This is a genomic window from Kribbella sp. NBC_00709 (assembly GCF_036226565.1).
In the GTDB taxonomy this organism is placed as follows: domain Bacteria; phylum Actinomycetota; class Actinomycetes; order Propionibacteriales; family Kribbellaceae; genus Kribbella.
The window spans coordinates 4,889,969-4,908,795 of record NZ_CP108996.1 but is presented as its reverse complement, the minus strand read 5'-3'; the positions used below and the strand labels follow the sequence as shown (position 1 = coordinate 4,908,795).

Annotated in this window: 20 protein-coding genes; 6 read left to right on the top strand and 14 right to left on the bottom strand. The window is 68.8% G+C overall.

The window, feature by feature from the left end:
- Positions 1-154: 154 nt before the first annotated feature.
- Positions 155-448, top strand: a complete 294-nt coding sequence (locus OHA18_RS24145) for a hypothetical protein (protein WP_328997551.1) — start codon at positions 155-157, stop codon at positions 446-448.
- A gap of 58 nt (positions 449-506) precedes the next feature.
- Here OHA18_RS24145 and OHA18_RS24140 read toward each other — a convergent pair whose 3' ends face one another.
- From OHA18_RS24140 to OHA18_RS24125, 4 genes are all read right to left on the bottom strand, one after another.
- A complete protein-coding gene (locus tag OHA18_RS24140; RefSeq protein WP_442914327.1) occupies positions 507-1,454 on the bottom strand; it encodes a PLP-dependent cysteine synthase family protein in 948 nt (315 codons plus the stop codon).
- A 2-nt stretch (positions 1,455-1,456) separates the two neighbouring features.
- The gene (locus OHA18_RS24135; protein ID WP_328997550.1) at positions 1,457-1,735 is read right to left on the bottom strand and encodes a MoaD family protein; all 279 of its coding nucleotides are present in this window, start codon (positions 1,733-1,735) and stop codon (positions 1,457-1,459) included.
- Between the two features lies 1 nt (position 1,736).
- A complete protein-coding gene (locus OHA18_RS24130; protein WP_328997549.1) occupies positions 1,737-2,192 on the bottom strand; it encodes a M67 family metallopeptidase in 456 nt (151 codons plus the stop codon).
- Between the two features lie 71 nt (positions 2,193-2,263).
- Entirely contained in the window at positions 2,264-3,241 is a 978-nt protein-coding gene (locus OHA18_RS24125; RefSeq protein WP_328997548.1) for an aldo/keto reductase, read from the bottom strand.
- A gap of 107 nt (positions 3,242-3,348) precedes the next feature.
- Between OHA18_RS24125 and OHA18_RS24120 the strand changes: the two genes are divergently transcribed.
- Complete coding sequence (locus OHA18_RS24120) at positions 3,349-4,071, top strand: SDR family NAD(P)-dependent oxidoreductase (RefSeq protein ID WP_328997547.1); 723 nt, start codon at positions 3,349-3,351, stop codon at positions 4,069-4,071.
- On the opposite strand, the gene ileS is transcribed toward OHA18_RS24120, so the two are convergent.
- From ileS to clpS, 3 genes are read right to left on the bottom strand one after another with little or no spacing between them, the layout of a single operon-like run.
- Positions 4,066-7,110, bottom strand: a complete 3,045-nt coding sequence (gene ileS / locus OHA18_RS24115) for an isoleucine--tRNA ligase (RefSeq protein WP_328997546.1) — start codon at positions 7,108-7,110, stop codon at positions 4,066-4,068. The genes OHA18_RS24120 and ileS overlap by 6 nt on opposite strands.
- A complete protein-coding gene (locus OHA18_RS24110) occupies positions 7,111-7,662 on the bottom strand; it encodes a DUF2017 domain-containing protein (protein WP_328997545.1) in 552 nt (183 codons plus the stop codon). It lies immediately after the preceding gene.
- Positions 7,659-7,946 carry an ATP-dependent Clp protease adapter ClpS gene (gene clpS / locus OHA18_RS24105; protein ID WP_130444963.1) on the bottom strand — a complete coding sequence of 96 codons (288 nt, stop codon included), beginning with the start codon at positions 7,944-7,946 and terminating at the stop codon, positions 7,659-7,661. Before clpS ends, OHA18_RS24110 begins: the two co-directional genes overlap by 4 nt.
- A gap of 94 nt (positions 7,947-8,040) precedes the next feature.
- On the opposite strand from clpS, the gene OHA18_RS24100 reads away from it, so the two are divergent.
- Together OHA18_RS24100 and OHA18_RS24095 are read left to right on the top strand one after the other, a co-directional pair.
- Positions 8,041-9,330 (top strand): nicotinate phosphoribosyltransferase, encoded by a 1,290-nt coding sequence (locus OHA18_RS24100; RefSeq protein WP_442914421.1) that lies wholly within the window; start codon positions 8,041-8,043, stop codon positions 9,328-9,330.
- Positions 9,327-9,791 (top strand): MarR family winged helix-turn-helix transcriptional regulator, encoded by a 465-nt coding sequence (locus tag OHA18_RS24095; protein ID WP_328997543.1) that lies wholly within the window; start codon positions 9,327-9,329, stop codon positions 9,789-9,791. The genes OHA18_RS24100 and OHA18_RS24095 overlap by 4 nt, the downstream gene beginning before the upstream one ends.
- 23 nt (positions 9,792-9,814) lie before the next feature.
- Here OHA18_RS24095 and OHA18_RS24090 read toward each other — a convergent pair whose 3' ends face one another.
- The 6 genes from OHA18_RS24090 to OHA18_RS24065 form a co-directional block, all read right to left on the bottom strand.
- On the bottom strand, positions 9,815-10,552 hold the full coding sequence (locus OHA18_RS24090; protein ID WP_328997542.1) for a hypothetical protein: 738 nt from the start codon (positions 10,550-10,552) through the stop codon (positions 9,815-9,817).
- 61 nt (positions 10,553-10,613) lie between these two features.
- Positions 10,614-11,423, bottom strand: coding sequence for an ABC transporter permease (locus OHA18_RS24085; RefSeq protein ID WP_328997541.1), 810 nt, complete (start codon positions 11,421-11,423; stop codon positions 10,614-10,616).
- Positions 11,423-12,271, bottom strand: a complete 849-nt coding sequence (locus OHA18_RS24080) for an ABC transporter permease (RefSeq protein WP_328997540.1) — start codon at positions 12,269-12,271, stop codon at positions 11,423-11,425. The genes OHA18_RS24085 and OHA18_RS24080 overlap by 1 nt, the downstream gene beginning before the upstream one ends.
- The gene (locus OHA18_RS24075) at positions 12,268-13,470 is read right to left on the bottom strand and encodes an ABC transporter substrate-binding protein (protein WP_328997539.1); all 1,203 of its coding nucleotides are present in this window, start codon (positions 13,468-13,470) and stop codon (positions 12,268-12,270) included. Before OHA18_RS24075 ends, OHA18_RS24080 begins: the two co-directional genes overlap by 4 nt.
- A gap of 18 nt (positions 13,471-13,488) precedes the next feature.
- Complete coding sequence (locus OHA18_RS24070) at positions 13,489-14,559, bottom strand: ABC transporter ATP-binding protein (protein ID WP_328997538.1); 1,071 nt, start codon at positions 14,557-14,559, stop codon at positions 13,489-13,491.
- Positions 14,556-15,992 (bottom strand): gamma-aminobutyraldehyde dehydrogenase, encoded by a 1,437-nt coding sequence (locus tag OHA18_RS24065; RefSeq protein ID WP_328997537.1) that lies wholly within the window; start codon positions 15,990-15,992, stop codon positions 14,556-14,558. Before OHA18_RS24065 ends, OHA18_RS24070 begins: the two co-directional genes overlap by 4 nt.
- Positions 15,993-16,143: 151 nt before the next feature.
- Between OHA18_RS24065 and OHA18_RS24060 the strand changes: the two genes are divergently transcribed.
- On the top strand, positions 16,144-16,890 hold the full coding sequence (locus OHA18_RS24060) for a FadR/GntR family transcriptional regulator (RefSeq protein ID WP_328997536.1): 747 nt from the start codon (positions 16,144-16,146) through the stop codon (positions 16,888-16,890).
- Entirely contained in the window at positions 16,887-17,591 is a 705-nt protein-coding gene (locus OHA18_RS24055; protein WP_328997535.1) for a cache domain-containing protein, read from the top strand. The genes OHA18_RS24060 and OHA18_RS24055 overlap by 4 nt, the downstream gene beginning before the upstream one ends.
- Here OHA18_RS24055 and OHA18_RS24050 read toward each other — a convergent pair.
- A complete protein-coding gene (locus OHA18_RS24050; protein WP_328997534.1) occupies positions 17,581-18,816 on the bottom strand; it encodes a D-arabinono-1,4-lactone oxidase in 1,236 nt (411 codons plus the stop codon). The genes OHA18_RS24055 and OHA18_RS24050 overlap by 11 nt on opposite strands.
- Positions 18,817-18,827 lie beyond the last annotated feature (11 nt).

Genomic DNA, 18,827 nt, shown 5'->3' with positions numbered 1-18,827 from the left:
GGTTGTCCACATCTTTACGTTATGGAATTGCCTTTTCGCGTGATGCGCGCCACTCTGGAGCGATGTTTGTTCGACCGCCCCTCGGAACGCCATGAACCTGGCGCACCACATCGCGGTAGCAATGGGCACCGCACCAACTCCACAGCCTGACCACGTGACCGCCGCAGGACAGGCGGCCACCCAGGCCACGGACTCGAACACGAGCACTGCCGCTGACGTCGTGACGGCCATCGGGCCGACCGGCATGCTGTTGCTGCTCCTGATGGCGGCGTTCGCCCTGTACGTCGTCTCACTGTCCCTGCACCCGAACGCGAAGTGTGGCCGATGCAAAGGTGCCGGCCGGCACCACGGCGGCATCTTCAGCTACGCCCAACGCCCGTGCAACAGCTGCAAGGGTCGCGGGATCCAGCCCCGGCTGGGCCGCAAGCTCTTCTTCAAACAACAGTAGGTAGGTGCCAAAGGCAACAAAAGGCACGGACCGGCCCTCCGCCCGCCGGCCCGGACCTTCAGGCCCAGAGCTGGCCTTCGAGGCGATCCTCGGCCTCGTCGATCGTGCCTTCGTAGGCGCCGGTCGACAGGTACTTCCAGCCGCCGTCCGCGACCACGAACGCGATGTCCGCGGTCTCGCCGTCATGCACACACCTGGCCGCCTGGCCGAGCGCCGCGTGCAGGATCGCGCCGGTCGAGATGCCGGCGAAGATGCCCTCGTTGTCGAGCAGTTCGCGCACCCGGCGGACGGCGTCGCGCGGGCCGACCGAGAAGCGGGCGTCGATCAGCGTCTCGTCGTACAGCTCGGGGACGAAGCCCTCGTCGAGGTTGCGCAGGCCGTAGACGAGCTCGCCGTACCGCGGTTCGGCGGCGACGATCTTCACGTCCGGCTTGTGCTCGCGGAAGAACCGGCCGGCGCCCATCAGCGTGCCGGTCGTGCCGAGGCCGGCCACGAAGTGCGTCACCGACGGCAGGTCAGCGAAGATCTCCCGCGCGGTGCCGTCGTAGTGCGCTAGCGCGTTCGACGGGTTGCCGTACTGGTACAGCATCACCCAGTCCGGGTGGTCCTCGGCGACCTGCTTGGCGACTCGCACGGCCTCGTTGGACCCACCCGCGGCCGGCGAGGAGATGATCTCGACGCCCCACATCCGCAGGATCTGGCGGCGCTCCTCGGAGGTGTTCTCCGGCATCACGCAGACCATCCGGTAGCCGCGCAGCTTGGCGGCCATCGCCAGCGAGATCCCGGTGTTGCCCGAGGTCGGCTCGAGGATCGTGTTGCCCGGGCGGAGCCGACCGTCCTTCTCCGCGTCCAGCAGCATCCGGAGCGCGGCCCGGTCCTTGATCGAGCCGGTCGGGTTGTGGTCCTCGAGCTTCGCCCACAGGCGCACGTCACCCGACGGCGAGAGCTTCGGGAGGCCGACCAGCGGGGTGCCGCCGACGGAGTCGAGCAGGCTGTCGAAGCGCACGATCAGCCGCCGGCGACCGCGGGCAGCACGACGACCACGTCGCCGTCCTTGATCTCGGTCTTCAGGCCGCCGGTGAACCGGACGTCCTCGTCGTTCACGTACACGTTCACGAACCGGCGCAGTTCCTCCGGCTCACCCTCCACGATGCGCTCCTTGAGGCCCGGGTGATTGCCGTTCACGTCGTCGATGAACTCGGCCAGGGTCGCGCCGTCACCGTCGACCGCCTTCGCGCCACCGGTGTAGGTGCGCAGGATCGTCGGCACGCGCAGCTCGATCGCCATCTCAGTGCTCTCCTTCGATTTCCGTATAAGAACCAACCACGCGTACTTCTTCTTCCGTGACCTCGCCGTCGACGATCCGGTACGAGCGGAACTCGACCGGCCCGTCGTACGCCGGGGAGTCGGCGCCGTCCCGGGTCGACACCAGCACGTAGTGCGCGCCGGGCTCCTGGGCCAGGTTGATGTCGGTGCGCGACGGGTACGCCTCGGTGGCGGTGTGCGAGTGGTAGATCACCACCGGCTCCTCGTCCCGCTCGCCCATCTCCTTGTACAGCCGGAACAGATCCCCGGAGTCGAACTCGTAGAACGTCGGCGACATGGCGGCGTTCAGCATCGGGATGAACCGGGTCGCCCGGTCCGACCCTTCCGCGCCCGCGACCACCCCGCACGCCTCGTCCGGATGGTCCTTCCGGGCATGCGCGACGATCGCCTCGTACGTCGCCTTCTCGATCACCAGCACGCCTCCACGGTACGGCGAGCGCCGCGCCGACCCCGCCAACCACGGAGTCGGTCCACAATGCGGACAGCGAGTTACCAGCGGTCGTGGATCTGGGGGCGGATCAGTTCGTCGTAGGTGTCGCGGACCGCGCTGAGTTGGTCGCCGGTGAGCGGGGCGAGGGTGTCGGCCGAGATGTTGCCGGCCACCTGCTCCGGGTTGCGGGCGCCGGGGATGACGACCGAGACGCCGGGTTGGTCGAGGATCCAGCGGAGGGCGAACTGGGCCATCGTGGTGCCGGCCGGCACCCACGGCATCAGGCGGCGTACGGCGCTCAGGCCGGTGCTGAAGTCGACGCCGGAGAAGGTCTCACCGACGTCGAAGGCCTCGCCGTGACGGTTGTACGTGCGGTGGTCGTCGGCGCCGAAGACCGTGTTCTCGTCGTACTTGCCGGAGAGCAGACCGCTGGCCAGCGGGACGCGGGCGATGATGCCGACGCCGGCCTCCCGCGCCGCGGGGAGCACCTCGTCGAGCGGCTTCAGCCGGAACGCGTTCAGGATGATCTGCACGGACGCGACGTTCGGCCGGGCGATCGCGGTGAGCGCCTCGGCGCAGGTCTCGACGCTCACGCCGTACGCCGCGATCCGGCCCTCGTCGACCATCGCGTCGAGCGCGTCGAAGACCTCGTCGCTGGAGTACACGGGCGTCGGCGGGCAGTGCAGCTGGACCAGGTCGATCGTGTCGACGCCGAGGTTCTGGCGGGAGCGGTCGTTCCAGGCACGGAAGTTCGCCGCCGCGTAGTTCGCCGGCACCTGCTCGACCCGGCGACCCATCTTCGTCGCCACGGTGAGGCCGTCGTGCGACTTCAGCACCTGGCCGACCAGCCGCTCACTGCGCCCGTCGCCGTACACGTCGGCGGTATCGATGAACGTGACGCCGCCGTCGATCGCCGCGTGCAGCACGCCGAGCGCATCGCCCTCGTCCACCTCGCCCCAGTCCGCGCCCAACTGCCACGCACCGAGCCCGACCACGCCCACGTCCCGCCCGGTCCGTCCAAGTCTCCGCGTCTCCATGCCCGACACCTTAGACACCGGTGCGGCGTGGCCCCGACACCGGCGGGCGGCCGAACTGATCGCTGCGGGACCGGTCAGTTCGCGACCCGAACCTGGTCTGTTCTGTCATGAACATCGAAAACACTGCAGTTCTGGTCACCGGAGCCAACCGCGGTATCGGGAAGGCACTCGTCGAGGACGCGCTGAAGCGAGGCGCCAAGCGGGTGTACGCCGGTACGCGCCGGCCGCTGACCCACCCGGATCAGCGCGTCACACCCATCACCCTCGACGTGACCGACGCGGCGCAGATCCGCGCAGCCGTGGAGAGCGTCGAGTCCCTGGACGTTCTCATCAACAACGCGGGCCTCGGGCTGTACGCCGATCTCAGCGACCGGGCCGCCCTCGAACAGCACCTCGCCGTCAACCTGTTCGGCACGTACGACGTGACGCATGCCTTCCTGCCGTTGCTGACCCGGTCCGGCGGGGCGATCGTCAACGTGCTGTCGCTGGCGTCCCTGGCCGCCGTACCCCTCGATCCGACGTACTCGGTCTCGAAGGCGGCTGCCTTCTCGCTCACCCAATCGTTCCGCACGGCGTTCGCGGGCCAGGGCGTGACGGCGCATGCTGCCCTGGCCGGACCGGTCGACACCGACATGGGCCCGCGCGCCGACATCCCGAAGGCGTCACCGGAGTCGGTCGCCCGCGCCATCCTCGACGGCATCGAGAACGGGGACGAGGAGATCTTCCCGGATCCCTTCTCGGAACCGGTGGCAGAGGGCTGGCGCAACGGGACGTCCAAGGCGCTCGAGCGGCAGTTCGCGCTGTTCGCTGCGCAGCCCGTCAGCTCATGAGATCTTCTCGACGCTGATCAACGGCTCGGAGCCGCTGGCGAACGTGACCTCGTCCGCCAGCGTCTCGGCCATGATCAGCTCGCGATGCGTGTCGATGGCCCGGACAACCTCGTCGGCGGCGGTCAGCGACAGGCGGATCCGATCGGTCACCTCGAGTCCGGCGTCGCGGCGAGCCTGCTGCACCGAGCGGATCACGTCGCGGGCAGTCCCTTCCGCCTCGAGCTCGGGCGTCACCGTTGTGTCCAGTACGACGAACCCACCGCGAGCCAGCAGCCCGCTCGCGGACGCCTCGTCGGTCAACGTGGTCTCGAGCGTGTACTCGCCCTCCGCCAACTCGATGCCCCCGGCAACCACGACACCGGCGTCGGACACCGACCAGTCACCGCTCTTCGACGCCTTGATCACCGTCTGCACGTCCCGGCCGAGCCGCGGTCCGGCCGCCCGTGCAGACACGGTCAGCCGCTGCGACACCGGCGCGTCCGCCGCGTCCGCTTCGTCCAACGGGGTCAGAACCACGTCGCGGACATTCACCTCCGCCGCGATGATCGGCGCCAGCTCCCGCAGTACGTCCGGGTCGGCGACCGCGATCGTCAACCGCTGGAGCGGCTGGCGGGCGCGGATGCCGGCCGCTTTGCGGATCGACGACGCGACCGAGCAGATCTCGCGGGCGCGCTCCATCCGGTCGACGAGTTCCGGGTCGTCGGGCAGGTCGGCGTACGACGGCCAGTCGGTCAGGTGCACGGAGCGGTCGCCGGTGAGACCGCGCCAGATGTCCTCGGTGACCAGTGGGAGCAGCGGCGCCGCGGTCCGGCAGAGAACCTCGAGGGCGGTGTAGAGCGTGTTGATCGCATCCTGTTCACCGGCCCAGAAACGGTCCCTGGAGCGGCGGATGTACCAGTTGGTGAGGATGTCGACATACCCCTGGACCGCGTCACAGGCCGAGGCGATGTCATACCTGTCGAGGTGGGATTGCACGTCGGTGACGAGCACGCGGAGTCGGGCCAGCAGATAGCGGTCGAGGACATCGGTGGACGCCGTCGACCAGCGACCGGTGAGGTCGGCGGCGTTGGCGTAGAGGGTGAAGAAGGACCAGGCGTTCCACAACGGGATCAGGGTCTGGCGGACGCCGTCGCGGATCGCCTGTTCGGTGACGATCAGGTTGCCGCCGCGCAGGATCGGGCTCGACATCAGGAACCAGCGCATCGCGTCCGCGCCGTCGCGGTCGAACACCTCGGTCACGTCCGGGTAGTTCCGCAGCGACTTGCTCATCTTCTGCCCGTCGTTGCCGAGCACGATCCCGTGACTCAGGCACGACCGGAACGCGGGCCGGTCGAACAGCGCCGTCGACAACACGTGCATCGTGTAGAACCAGCCGCGCGTCTGGCCGATGTACTCGACGATGAAGTCGCCCGGGAAATGGCCCTCGAACCAGTCCTGATTCTCGAACGGGTAGTGCACCTGCGCGAAACTCATCGACCCCGAGTCGAACCACACGTCGAGCACATCCGGCACCCGCCGCATCGTCGAGCGACCGGTCGGGTCGTCCGGGTTCGGCCGGGTCAGCTGGTCGACGTACGGCCGGTGCAGGTCCGGGACGGGTACGCCGAAGTCGCGCTCCAGCTCCTCGATCGAGCCGTAGACGTCGATCCGCGGGTACGCCGGATCGTCCGACCGCCAGACCGGGATCGGCGAACCCCAGAACCGGTTCCGGCTGATCGACCAGTCACGCGCGTTCGACAGCCACTTGCCGAACTGCCCGTGCTTGACGTGCTCCGGCACCCAGGTGATCTGCTCGTTCAGCTCGACCATCCGGTCCCGGATCCGGGTCACCTCGACGAACCAGCTCGAGACCGCCTTGTAGATCAGCGGATTCCGGCACCGCCAGCAGTGCGGGTAGCTGTGCACGATGCTGTCCTCGCGGACCAGCGCGCCGGCCGCGCGCAGGTCGCGGATGATCGGCCGGTTCGCCTCGAAGACATGCAGACCTTGGTACGGCGGAACGACCGACGTGAAATGTGCTCCGTCGTCGACGGTCAGCACCGTGGGGATCCCGGCGGCCTCGCACGCGAGCTGGTCCTCCTCGCCGTACGCCGGCGCCAGGTGCACGACGCCCGTACCGTCCTCGGTCGTGACGTGGTCGGCGGCGATCACCTGGAAGGCGTTCGCCGTACCCGCGAGGAAGTCGAACAGCGGGGTGTAGTGCAGGCCGATCAGCTCGGAACCCCTCAGGCGACGGACGACATCCGTGTACCCGTAGGCATCCAACCGAGCCTCAGCGAGAATCGTCTCCCGGCCATCCACCAGCACAACCGCGTAGTCGACGTCGGGGCCGACGGCCATCGCGAGGTTGCTCGGGAGGGTCCACGGCGTGGTCGTCCAGGCGAGGAGCCGTTCGCCGGTCTCGAGCTCGACCGCGATCGTGACCGACGGGTCCTGTCGGAGCTGATAGACGTCGTCGTCCATCCGCAGCTCGTGGTTGGACAGCGGGGTCTCGTCGTTCCAGCAGTACGGGAGGACCCGGAGGCCCTCGTACACCAGGCCCTTGTCGTACAGCGTCTTGAACGCCCAGATCACCGACTCCATGTAGTCGGGGTTGAGCGTCTTGTAGTCGTGCTCGAAGTCGACCCACCGCGCCTGCCGGGTCACGTAGCTGCGCCACTCGTCGGTGTACTTGAGCACCGAGGCCCGGCAGGCGTCGTTGAACTTCTCGATCCCCAGCTGCAGGATCTCCGCCTTCGTCTTCAGCCCGAGCACCCGCTGGGCCTCCAGCTCCGCCGGCAGCCCGTGCGTGTCCCACCCGAACCGCCGCTCCACCAGGTGCCCGCGCATCGTCTGGTACCGCGGCACGACATCCTTCACGTACCCGGTCAGCAGATGCCCGTAGTGCGGCAGCCCGTTGGCGAACGGCGGCCCGTCGTAGAAGACGAACTCGTCCTCACCTTTCAGCGACGCCCTGAACGTCCCGTCGCCCTCCCAGTACTCGAGCACCCCACGCTCGACCCCAGGAAAGTCCGGCACCCCAACCTTCGGATAGCTCACCTAGCGCATGTTATGCAGGAGCGCCGATTGGAGGTATCCCAGCCAGTCGTAGAGGTCGTAGGTCAGGCGGCGGGGGTCGTCGTCCGGGAGGTTCTCCCAGGTGGAGTAGTCGTCCTCGTCCTTGATGTCGAGGCGGGTGCCGATGGCGAGGCGGAGGTCGTTCAGGGCGCGGAGCCAGGAGAGTTGCTCGTCGGGCTCCAGGGCGATCTCGTCGGCGCCGGACTCCTCCAGGGCCGACAGGACCCGCTTCGCGTCGGTCACCTTGCCCTCGCGCAGGCCGCGCTCGGTGAAGCGGCGGAACTCCGCCGATGCCATGTCGTCGGTCTTGTACGCGTCGGGCAGCAACCGTTGCAGTACGACGTCCTCGGGCGGGGACGTCGGCCCGTCGGACTCCAGGAGCGCGGCGAGCGGGTCGCTGGACTCGGCGGAGCGCGGCGGCAGGCCGTCGTACAGGAGCTCGACCAGGTTGCGGAGCAGGTTCGCCAGGATGTCCGCCTCATGCTCGGCGAAGCTGACGACGACGGTCTTGCGGCGCTTGCGGAACCGGGTCACGACTTCTCGCAGGTGGCCCACAGGCCGTAGGAGTGCATCGCTTCCACGTCGCGTTCCATCGCTTCCCGGTTGCCGTTCGAGACCGCGGACTTGCCTTCCTGGTGCACCTGGAGCATCAGCTTCTCCGCCTTCTGCTTGGAGTAGCCGAAGTACGTCTGGAACACGAACGTGACGTAGTCCATCAGGTTCACCGGATCGTTCCAGACGATCGTCATCCAGGGCGGGCTCAGCTGGATCGCCTCGGTGACCTCGGGGCTGTCCAACTCGCTCGGTGCGGTGCTCACCTGTCCATTCTCCCCATCATCGGTTCGCGGTTCGCAATAGGCTGCCTCTGTGACCCACTCGACGGCACTCCTCACGGACCACTACGAGCTGACGATGCTGCAGGCCAGCCTGGCCGACGGCACGGCGCACCGCCGCTCGGTCTTCGAGCTGTTCGCCCGCCGCCTGCCGGACGGCCGCCGGTACGGCGTGGTGGCCGGCGTCAACCGGCTGCTCGACGCGCTCGAGCGGTTCCGCTTCGACGAGCAGACGATCGCCTTCCTGACCGATCGCGGCATCGTGGACCAGGCTACCCGGGACTGGCTGGCGGACTACCGGTTCACCGGCGACATCTCCGGCTACGCCGACGGCGAGATCTTCTTCCCCGGCTCCCCCGTCCTCGTGGTCGAGTCCTCGTTCGCCGAGGCAGTGCTCCTGGAAACCGTTTTCCTCTCGATCCTGAACCACGACTCGGCGGTCGCCTCGGCGGCGTCGCGGATGACCTGGTGGGCCGGTGGGCGGCCGTGTATCGAGATGGGTTCGCGGCGTACCCATGAAGAGGCAGCGGTCGCCTCGGCGCTGGCGGCGTACATCGCCGGCTTCACCGCGACCTCGAACCTGGAGGCGGCCCGCCGGTTCGGCATCCCGAGCACCGGGACCGCGGCGCACTCGTTCACGCTGCTGCACGACGACGAGCGGGAGGCGTTCCGGTCCCAGGTCGAGGCGCTGGGCAAGGGCACCACGCTGCTCGTCGACACGTACGACGTCGCGGAGGCGGTCCGGACCGCGATCGAGCTGACCGGGCCCGACCTGGGCGCGGTCCGGCTGGACTCCGGCGACCTCCCGTCGCTGGCCGGCCAGGTCCGCGAGCAGCTGGACTCGCTCGGCGCGACCAAGACCCGGATCATCGTGACCAGCGACCTGGACGAGTTCCAGATCGCCGCGCTGGCTCCGGCCCCGGTCGACGGGTACGGCGTGGGGACGTCGTTGGTCACCGGGTCGGGATACCCGACCTGCGGGTTCGTGTACAAGCTGGTCGCGCGGGAGGACGAGAGCGGGACGCTGGTCCCGGTGGCGAAGAAGAGCCCGGACAAGATCTCGATCGGCGGCCGGAAGTGGGCGCTGCGGCGCCGGACGCCGGCCGGGGTCGCCGAGCTCGAGCTGATCGGGGTCGGCGAGCAGCCGGTCGACGACGGCGACGACCGGGTGCTGCTGAAGTCGCTCGTCGAGGCGGGCAAGATCGTCGGGCGGACCACGCCGGAGGAGTCGCAGGCGTTCCACCAGAAGGTCCGCGACGAACTCCCCCGCTCCGCCAGCCAGCTGAGCCGCGGCGAGCCGGCCATCCCCACGGAGTACGAGGGCGACTACGACGCCCGCAATCCCTTCCACCCCCGCAGCCACACATGACCACCTCGCGCAGCGCGGGCGAGTGGTCGCCGGACGCGCCGGCCGACGAGGCGGATGTGCTGGTCGCGTTGCGGTTCGCGGATCGCGCGGCGCGGAAGGCGGTGGCCGAGGAGCTGGCCGGCAGCGGGTTGCACATCGGGCAGGAGCTGGTGCTGGCGAAGCTGCTGCACCACGGCTCGCTCCCGGTCGCGCAGCTCGCGAAGGTGCTCGACGTCGAAGTACCGACCGCGACCAAGACCACACAGCGGATGGAGGCCGCTGGCCTCGTCCGCCGGGTGAAGAGCAGCACCGACGCCCGCCAGGTGGGTATCGAACTCACCGACCGGGGCGTCGAGCTCGCCCACACCGTCCAAGAGGTCTACGACCGCGCCGGCCGCCGCGCGCTCGCGAGCCTCAGCCCCGAGGACCGCCGCCTCCTGCGCAACCTGCTGTGGACCATCACCATGACCCTCGAACCCTGAGGTGTACGCCGACGCGCGGTGGGCTAGATCGGCTTGCCCGGGAGGCGAACCTCGTTCCTCAGGCTCCGGTGGGTCGCGACAGTCATCCAGACGGCGCCGGCACAGAAGATCGCCGCGAGCAGCCAGAAGTTCTCGGCCACGCTCACCGGGAGGAAGACGCTCAGGAAGAGCGGCGAGCCCACTGTGAAGAGGCCGAGCGGGAGCATCCCGATGCTCAGGACGAACGTGGCTTCCATCGCCCGGGTCGGGGCGGCGCGACGACGTCGCAGCCGCCAGGCGGAGGCGCCGACCGCGAGCAGGCCGCTGGAAGCCAGAATCAGCGCGAAAAGGTCGGGCCCGGTCGCGCCGTCCGGAGCCTTCTGCGTCTCCTGCGCGGCCCCGTCGGCCGTGATCCCGGTGATCCGGCCGCGCCAGACGGTGCCGGTCACCCGCTCACCCTCGTGGAGTTTCTCCAGGACCGGGCCGCTTCGGTTGAACCCGACTGTCCAGCTGGCGCCGGATGGACGGCTCAGGACCGCCCTGCGGTCGCCCCGCTTGTATTCCGGGACGACGTCGACGTCGGACACGGTGAACTCCTCCGTCCACCGGCACTCGGCCGGTGCGGACGGAGCGGTCGAGCAGTGCGGCGCGGTCCGGTACGCGTGCAGTTCGCGGGCGTCGTCCGGCCCCATCACCGCGCCGAGGTCGGCAGCGACGCCGACCAGGGCGACGCCGACCAGGAGAACGAATACGGTCGTGACCGTTCGGTCGAGAATCCCCACATCGATACGACGTTACGGGCGGAGTTTCTGGTTGGTTCCGCAGGTGTGACGCGCGCAACATTCACCGTCCTGCTCCCAAGGACTCGGCATCGCCCGAGAGGCGTTGCGCCAGCCAGACCGGGACCACCGACAAGACGATCAGCGCGGCCGCGACGACGTTGACGACCGGCGCCTGGTTCGGCCGGAACAGGTTGTTGAAGATCCAGATCGGCAGCGTCTGCAGGTTCGCCCCCGCGGTGAACGTGGTCACGATGATCTCGTCGAACGACAACGCGAACGCGAGCAACGCCCCCGCCAGCAACGCCGACCGGATCATCGGGAACGTCACCAGGCGGAACGTCGTGAACCCGGACGCGCCCAGATCCGCGGACGCCTGCTCCAGGCTCAGACCGGTACGGCGCAACCGGGCGATCACGTTGTTGAACACGGTCACGATGCAGAACGTCGCGTGCGCGATCACGATCGTGACGAACCCGAGCTGCCAGCCGAAGATGGTCCGGAACGCGTTGTTGAGGGCGATCCCGGTGACGATGCCCGGCAGCGCGATCGGCAGGATCACCAGCAGCGAGACGACCTCCCGGCCGTAGAACCGGAACCGCTGCAGCGCGAACGCGACCATCGTGCCGAGCACCAGCGCGATCACGGTCGCGGCCAGCCCGACCCGCACGCTCACCCAGAGCGCGTCCAGCGCGCCCTGACTCTCGGCCGCCCGCCGCCACCAGTCGAGGGTGAAGTCCCGCGGCGGCCAGGCGAACGTCTTGCTCGCGCTGAACGAGTTCACCAGCACCAGGAGCAGCGGCACGTAGATCACGCAGAGGATCAGGACGGTCAGCACCCGCAGGACGATCCGGGTCGATCGCGACATCGTCATCAGAGGCTCTCCATCGCTCCGGTACGACGGACCGCCGCCAGGTACACCAGCATCACGACGACCGGCACGGTGGCCACCGCGGCGGCGAACGGCAGGTTGTTGGCGGCACCCACGTTGTCGTACACGACGTTGCCCAGCAACTGGTTGGTGCCGCCCACGATCCGGACGGCGATGTAGTCACCCAGCGACAGGCTGAACGTGAAGATCGAACCCGCCACCACCGCCGGTACCACGGTCGGCAGGACGATCCGCCGCAGCGTCTGCAGACTGCGGCCGCCCAGATCGGCCGATGCCTCCAGCAACGAGTTCGGCAGCCGTTCGAGGCCGGCGTAGATCGGCAGGATCATGTACGGCAGCCACAGGTAGGCCAGCGTCACGACGGTTGCCGCCAGCCCGTATCCGGGCGATTTGAGCCCCACCGACTCGAACGCCGACGAGACCAGCCCACCCTCGGAGAACATCCCGCGCCACGCGTACGCCTTCACCAGATAGCTGGCCCACAAGGGCATCAGCACCGCCACCAGCAGGAACCGCCGCAGTCCCGGCCCGGCCACCTTCGACATGTAGAGCGCGATCGGGAGCGCGACCACCGCGTCGATCACGGTCACCAGCAGGGCCACAGCGATCGTACGCAGGGCAATCGTCCGGTACACGTCGACGGTGAACAGCGTCCGGAAGTTGTCCAGCGTCCATTCCCGCTCGATCTGCCCGGTGAACCCGTTCTGCGTCCACAACGCGGTGACGAACAACGCCGCCAACGCCCCCAGATAAGCAACCCCGAGCCACAACATCGGCGGCCCGAGCAACAACCCCACCCGCACCCGCGAACGGCGGTTCGAAGTGCTCATCCTTTGATCTGTGTCCAGGCTTGGGTCCACTTGGTGTAGTCGGTGCATTTGACATCGGTGCGGCCGTCGAGGCATTGCTCGATCGGGGTTGTCCAGTACCAGATCTTCTGGGCGTACGACGCGTCGCCCGCGTGGTACGTCGTGCAGTGGTTCTTGTCGGCGGTCATCGCGCAGGCCTTGCCGTTGGCGGGCGCCTCGCCGAAGTACTCGGCCACGGCCGCGTTCGCCTGCGGGCTGATGATGTGGTTCATCCACAGGTACGCGCAGTTCTTGTGCTCGGAGGTGGCGCTGACCATCCAGGTGTCCGACCAGCCGGTGACGCCCTCGGTCGGCACGGTGACCTGGACCGGGACCTTCTCACCGGACGCGACGTTGGCGATCACCTGCCAGGTCGTGCCGACCACCGAGTTGGCACTGGTGAACGCCTGGACCTCCTTCAGGTAGTCGGACCAGTACTCCGACACCAGCGTCTTCTGCATCTTGAGCAGATCCACGGTGGCACTGAACTGCTTGTCGTCCAGCGCGTACGGGTTCTTGATCCCCAGCTCCGGCTTGGTTGCCATCAGGTACATCGCCGCGTCGGCGATGTAGATCGGCGAGTCGTACGCCGTCACCGTGCCCTTGTACGGCGAGTTCGCGTCGAACACCACACTCCACGAGGTCGGTGCCGGCTTCACCTTGTCGGTGCGCCACATCAGCAGGTTCGCGCCCCAGCCGTGCGGGATGCCGTACATCTGGCCGTTCACCGAGTTCCACGGCCGGTTCTTCAGGAACGGGTACACGTCGGCGTAGTTGGGGACCAGGTCGGTGTTCACCGGCTCGACCTGCCCGCCCGCGATCAGCCGCAGCGTCGCGTCGCCGGAGGCGGACACGACGTCGTACTGCCCGGTCTTCATCAGGGTGACCGCTTCGTCGGAGGTGCCGAAGGTCTTCACCGTCACCTGGCAGCCGGTCTGCTGCTCGAACGGCGTGACCCAGTCGACCTTCGGGTCGTTCGAGCCGTCCTCCGCGTACCCGGGCCAGGCCAGCACGCTGAGCTTGCCCTCCCCGGTCCCGAGCTTGTCCAGCTTCGGCAGGCTCGGCGCAGTGAAACCACCACTGGCTGCCTTGCTGTCAGAACCGCCGCCACCGGACGTTCCACACCCGGCCGCAACCAGCGCGAGCGCTACCAGGCTCGCCGCCACACTGAGTTTCCTCATCAGAACCTCCTGGGGTATCTACTGCGGGCCGCCGATCGCGACGGTGTGTTCGCGGGTCCAGACGAGCCGGACCTGGGTACCGCGAAGTTCGAGCTTGTCCTGCACGGATCCCTGCTCGTTCTGCTGCAGGACGATGAGCGAGCCGCCGGCGTCCAGGTCGACCACCGACTGGGTGGCCGATCCCAGGTACACCACCTCGCGGACCACTCCGGTCGCCGTACACGCCCCTGCCGGCGCGGCGGTGTCGCGCAACTGCAGCCGGATCTTCTCTGGCCGGACCGTGTACAGCCCCTCGCCGCCGAGGATCGCGGTCGCGACGTCACCCTGGAGCAGGTTGGACGTGCCGACGAACCCGGCGACGAACGCGCTCGCCGGGTGCTCGTACAGCTCCACCGGCGCGGCCAGCTGCTCGATCCGGCCGCCGTTGAACACGGCGATCCGGTCGCTCATCGTCAGTGCTTCCTCCTGGTCGTGCGTGACCAACACGAACGTGATGCCGACATCGCGCTGCATCGCCTTCAGCTCGATCTGCATCTCGCGCCGCAGCTTCAGGTCGAGTGCGCCGAGCGGCTCGTCCAGCAGCAGCACCTTCGGCCGGTTCACCAGCGCGCGGGCCAGCGCGACCCGTTGCTGCTGGCCACCGGACAGCTGACTCGGCCGGCGGTCGCCGTACCCCTCCAACCGGACCGTCTCGAGCGCCTCGACGGCCCTGGTACGGCGACTGCGCCGGTCGACCCCCTTCACCCGCAGCCCGTACTCGACGTTCTGCAGCACACTCATATGCGGGAACAGCGCGTAGTCCTGGAAGACCGTGTTCACGTCCCGCGCGTACGGCGCCCGGTCCGTGACGTCGACGCCGCCGAGCAGGATCCGGCCGGCCGTCGGCACCTCGAAGCCGGCGATCATCCGCAGCACCGTGGTCTTGCCGGAGCCGGACGGGCCGAGCATCGAGAAGAACTCGCCCTCGGTCAGGTCGAGATCGATCCCGTCCACCGCAGTGATGTCGCCGAATGTCTTCCGCAGGCCGCGCAGGCTGACCGCGGCGGCGTCTGTCGCCACGGTCCGCACCTGCGCGTCCACCGAACTCATCCGATCGCCGACATCACGTGCTTGACCCGGGTGTAGTCCTCGACCCCGTACATCGACAGGTCCTTGCCGTGGCCGGAGTGTTTGAAGCCGCCGTGCGGCATCTCGGCCACCAACGGGATGTGGGTGTTGATCCAGACACAGCCGAAGTCGAGTGCCTTGGACATCCGCAGCGCGCGCGAGTGGTCGGCGGTGAACACGCTCGCCGCCAGGCCGTACTGGACGCCGTTGGCCAGCTCCAGCGCCTCGTCCTCCGACGCGAACGACTGCACGGTGATGACCGGCCCGAACACCTCGTCCTGGATCATCTCGTCGTCCTGGCGCAGGCCGGTCACGACGGTCGCTTCGAGGAAGTAGCCGTCCGCGAGCGCCCCGCCCGGCCGCTCGCCGCCGATGGCGATCGAGCCGTGCTCGGGCATGCGGGTGAGGAAGCCGCGAACGCGATCCAGCTGCAGGCTGCTGTTCAACGGCCCGAAGAGCGCATCGGCGTCGTCGGCAAGTCCGGGCCGTGCGTTCGAGCGGGTCCAGTCGACCAGCGTCCGGACGAACTCGTCGTGGACCGACGCGTCGACGAGCACGCGACAGGCCGCCGTACAGTCCTGGCCGGCGTTGAAGTAGCCGGCGACTCCGATCGCCTCTGCGGCTGCCGCGAGGTCCGCGTCCGCGAAGACCACGACCGGTGCCTTGCCGCCCAGCTCGAGGTGGGTGCGCTTCAGATCGAGGGCCGCCGTACTCGCGACCTCCGAGCCGGCCCGGGTCGAACCGGTGATGCTGACCAGGCCGGGCGCTGGATGCGCGACGACGGCCTGTCCGGTCGCGCGGTCGCCGCAGACGACGTTGAAGACGCCGGGCGGCAGCACCTCGGCCGCGATCTCGGCGAGCATCGCGGTCGTCACCGGGGTGGTCTCGGCCGGCTTGAGGACCAGAGTGTTGCCGGCGGCAAGCGCCGGGCCGAACTTCCAGACCGCCATCATCATCGGGTAGTTCCACGGCGTGATCTGGCCGACGACCCCGATCGGTTCGCGACGGATCCAGGACGTGTGCCCGGCCAGGTACTCACCGGCCGACTTGCCCTCCAGCAGGCGGGCCGCACCGGCGAAGAAGCGCATCTGGTCGACCATCACCGCGAGTTCCTCGGTGCGGGTCAGCTCCAGCGGTTTGCCGGTGTTCTGCGATTCGGCGGCGACGAGGTCGTCCGCCCGCGCCTCGACCAGATCGGCGAACCGCAGCAGCGCTCGCTGGCGTTCGGCCGGAGTCGCGCCGGCCCAACCGGGAGCGGCGGCGGTCGCGGCCCGGTACGCCGCATCCACGTCGTCCTCGCTGGACAACGGCGCCGTACCGAAGACCTTGCCGGTGGCCGGATCGACGAGCTCGCTGGTCGCGCCGCTGAGCGCGTCCTGAGGTGTTCCGTTGATCAGGTTCCGCACAGTTCGCATCGCACACTCCCCAGTCGGTCGGTGGCCGTAAACATATGAAAACAGATGTTAAAGTTCAAGGGATCGGCGACGATGTTGGCAGACTTGTGTCCGACGGCGTGTTCGACGCTGTGTTCGGCGGTGTGTTCGGCGGCTGGGGAGGGTGGGTGAGATGGCGCTGCGGTTCTACGGCAGTGGCGCGGCGGCGGTGTTCGCACCGCTGGAGACGCTGAGCCGATCGGAACTGGTGGCGCGCCGGCTGACCGACGCGATCGCGCTCGGCCTGATCCCCGACGCCGAGCAGCTGCCGGGCGAGACCGACCTGGCCGGCATCTTCGGCGTCTCGACCACCACGATCCGCGAGGCCCTCTCGTCGCTGCGGCAGCGCGGCCTGATCGACACCCGGCGGGGTCGCGGCGGCGGCAGCTTCGTCCGTGCGCACGAGGAGATGTCGACCGCGATCGTCCGCGACCGGCTGGCAGAGCTGAGCCTCGCCCAGCTGCGTGACCTCGGCGACCACTACAGCGCGATCGCGGGGACGGCAGCCCGGCTCGCCGCCGAGCGGGCGACTCCGGACGACGTACAGCGGCTCACCGCGGTCTGCGACGGACTGGAGAACGCCGAAGGCCTGGGTGGACGCCGGCGCGCGGACGCCCAGTTCCACATCGAGGTGGCCGCGACCGCGCAGTCGACCCGGCTCTACCGGGCCGAGGTGAGCCTTCAGGCCGAGGTCGGCACGTTGCTCTGGCTCGCGTTCGGCGACGACGAGAGCCATCGCCGGACGGTCCGGAGCTGCCGGGACGTGGTCGCCGCGATCGATCGTACCGATGGTGACGCGGCCCGGACTGCCGCCGAGGAGCGGGTGGCCGAGTCGACCGAGCGCCTCATCGACCTCAGACTGGCATTGGAGGACACATGAGCGGGACAGACAGCGCGTTGGCGCTCGATGCAGGACTCGAGACCGTTCTCGAGCTGGTCGAGTCCGTGGTCGGCGAGGCGTTCGGCCTGGCCGACCGGATCGGCGCGGAGACGGCAGCCGTGTTCACCCGGAAGCCGTCGGTCCGCCGAGCGGATCTGGGGGGCGTGCTCGAGCTCGCCCAGCCCGTGCTCGAGGACCCGGACGCGCGGATCCAGGGAGCGGGCTTCATCGCAGCGGTCGACGCGCTGGCCGACTCCCGGTGGTGGCTCGAGTGGTTCATGCTCAGCAACGGCACGACCGAACGCCTGATCGTCGACACCGATCCGCGCGGCGAGAACTTCTACAACTACGAATCCCTGCCCTGGTACGACGTGCCGCAGCGGACCGGCCGCCGGCACATCACCGGACCGTACGTCGACTATCTCTGCACCGACGACTACACGCTGACCTTCACCGTGCCGGTCACGGTCGAGGACCGGTTCGTCGGCGTCGCCGGAGCCGATGTCCGGGTCTTCACCTTCGAGAAGGCGATCCTGCCCTACCTGCGGGCGACCCACCGGAAGGTTGCCATCGTCAACGATCAGGGCCGGGTCGTGCTCAGCAACAGCGCCCGCCACGTCGGCGGCACACTGCTGCGGACGCCGACGCCGTCGTACCGGATCGAGGATCTCCCGCTGTCGCTCGTGGAGCTCAGCTCGTAGGCAGGAAGGTGTCGAGGTACTCGTTGCGGAACTTGCCGGCCGGGTCGTACTTCGCGGCGAGCGCGATGAAGTCCTTCACCTTCGGATACCGCTCGGCCAGGGTGGCTGCGTCGGCGGCGAAGACCTTGCCCCAGTGCGGCCGTACGTCGAGCGGCGCGAGCGCCTCCTCCAAGGCAGCGACGACCGGCCGGACCGCTGCCTCGTCCTGGATCCAGGTGAAGTGCAGCGCGACCGTGTCGCGGCCCTGGCTCGGGCTCAGCCACAGCTCGTCGGCGGCGATCGTCCGCACCTCGGACACCTGGATCACCGGCGCGAATTGGTTGCCCAGGGCCCGTAGTACCTCGAACGCCTCAGCCGCCCGCTCGCGCGGCACGAAGTACTCCGACTGCAGCTCGTCCCCGTTGCTCGGGGTGAACTCGAGGCGGAAGTGCGGCAGCCGCTCGTTCCACGGTCCGGGCACGCCGCCCTGCTGGGTCGCGTAGTCGGCCGGCATCACCTTGATCGGGTGCCGCGGACCGTCCGCGAGCCGAGCGCCCAGCCACTCCGGCGCGGGCGCACCGAGATCACGCGACTTCCGCCAGACCATCACGTCCGGGTCGACCCAGTCCGTGAACGCGCTGACGCTGTACGCGCTGCCCATCACCTCGGCGAAGTCGGTCCCGAGACGCTCCACCGGCAACCCGTCGTACACCACCTGGCTGATCTGGTACGACGGTTGTACGTCGAGCGTCATGCTCACCGTCACCCCGAGCGCTCCGAGCGAGACGATCGAGCCGGCGAAGTCCGGATCCTCGCGGGTCAGCGTGACGAGCTCGCCGCGAGCGTCCACGAACGTGATCGCGTTGACCGCGTCGGCCAGCGGGCCGTTCCCATCCCCCGAGCCGTGCGTACCGGTCGAGCAGGCGCCGGCGACCGAGATGTGCGGCAGCGACCCGAGGTTGTGCAGCGCGAGGCCCTGGGCCTGGAGCACCGCGGTGATCTCGCCGTACCGGAGTCCGGCCGAAACGGTCACCCCACGCTCACCGACCTCGACGACCGCGGGCAGCTCCTGCACGCTCACCAGCTCGCCGGTGCTGTCGGCGATCCGGTTGAAGGAGTGCCCGGTGCCGAGCACCCGCACCTTCTCCGCCGCCGCGACCAGCTCCTGCAGCTCCGCAACCGACCGAGGCCGCTGCAGCTCGCTGGCGAACTCGACGTTGCCGGCCCAGTTAGTCACACCACTCATGCGGTCAGCCT

Bases quoted from the DNA above. Each gene is read 5' to 3' on its own strand.
- OHA18_RS24050 (WP_328997534.1), bottom strand. From the start codon at position 18,816: ATGAGTGGTGTGACTAACTGGGCCGGCAACGTCGAGTTCGCCAGCGAG.
- OHA18_RS24135 (WP_328997550.1), bottom strand. From the start codon at position 1,735: ATGGCGATCGAGCTGCGCGTGCCGACGATCCTGCGCACCTACACCGGT.
- OHA18_RS24125 (WP_328997548.1), bottom strand. From the start codon at position 3,241: ATGGAGACGCGGAGACTTGGACGGACCGGGCGGGACGTGGGCGTGGTC.
- OHA18_RS24085 (WP_328997541.1), bottom strand. From the start codon at position 11,423: ATGACGATGTCGCGATCGACCCGGATCGTCCTGCGGGTGCTGACCGTC.
- OHA18_RS24055 (WP_328997535.1), top strand. From the start codon at position 16,887: ATGAGCGGGACAGACAGCGCGTTGGCGCTCGATGCAGGACTCGAGACC.
- OHA18_RS24075 (WP_328997539.1), bottom strand. From the start codon at position 13,470: ATGAGGAAACTCAGTGTGGCGGCGAGCCTGGTAGCGCTCGCGCTGGTT.
- OHA18_RS24120 (WP_328997547.1), top strand. From the start codon at position 3,349: ATGAACATCGAAAACACTGCAGTTCTGGTCACCGGAGCCAACCGCGGT.
- OHA18_RS24100 (WP_442914421.1), top strand. From the start codon at position 8,041: ATGCTGCAGGCCAGCCTGGCCGACGGCACGGCGCACCGCCGCTCGGTC.
- OHA18_RS24080 (WP_328997540.1), bottom strand. From the start codon at position 12,271: ATGAGCACTTCGAACCGCCGTTCGCGGGTGCGGGTGGGGTTGTTGCTC.
- OHA18_RS24070 (WP_328997538.1), bottom strand. From the start codon at position 14,559: ATGAGTTCGGTGGACGCGCAGGTGCGGACCGTGGCGACAGACGCCGCC.
- OHA18_RS24065 (WP_328997537.1), bottom strand. From the start codon at position 15,992: ATGCGAACTGTGCGGAACCTGATCAACGGAACACCTCAGGACGCGCTC.
- OHA18_RS24095 (WP_328997543.1), top strand. From the start codon at position 9,327: ATGACCACCTCGCGCAGCGCGGGCGAGTGGTCGCCGGACGCGCCGGCC.
- OHA18_RS24060 (WP_328997536.1), top strand. From the start codon at position 16,144: ATGGCGCTGCGGTTCTACGGCAGTGGCGCGGCGGCGGTGTTCGCACCG.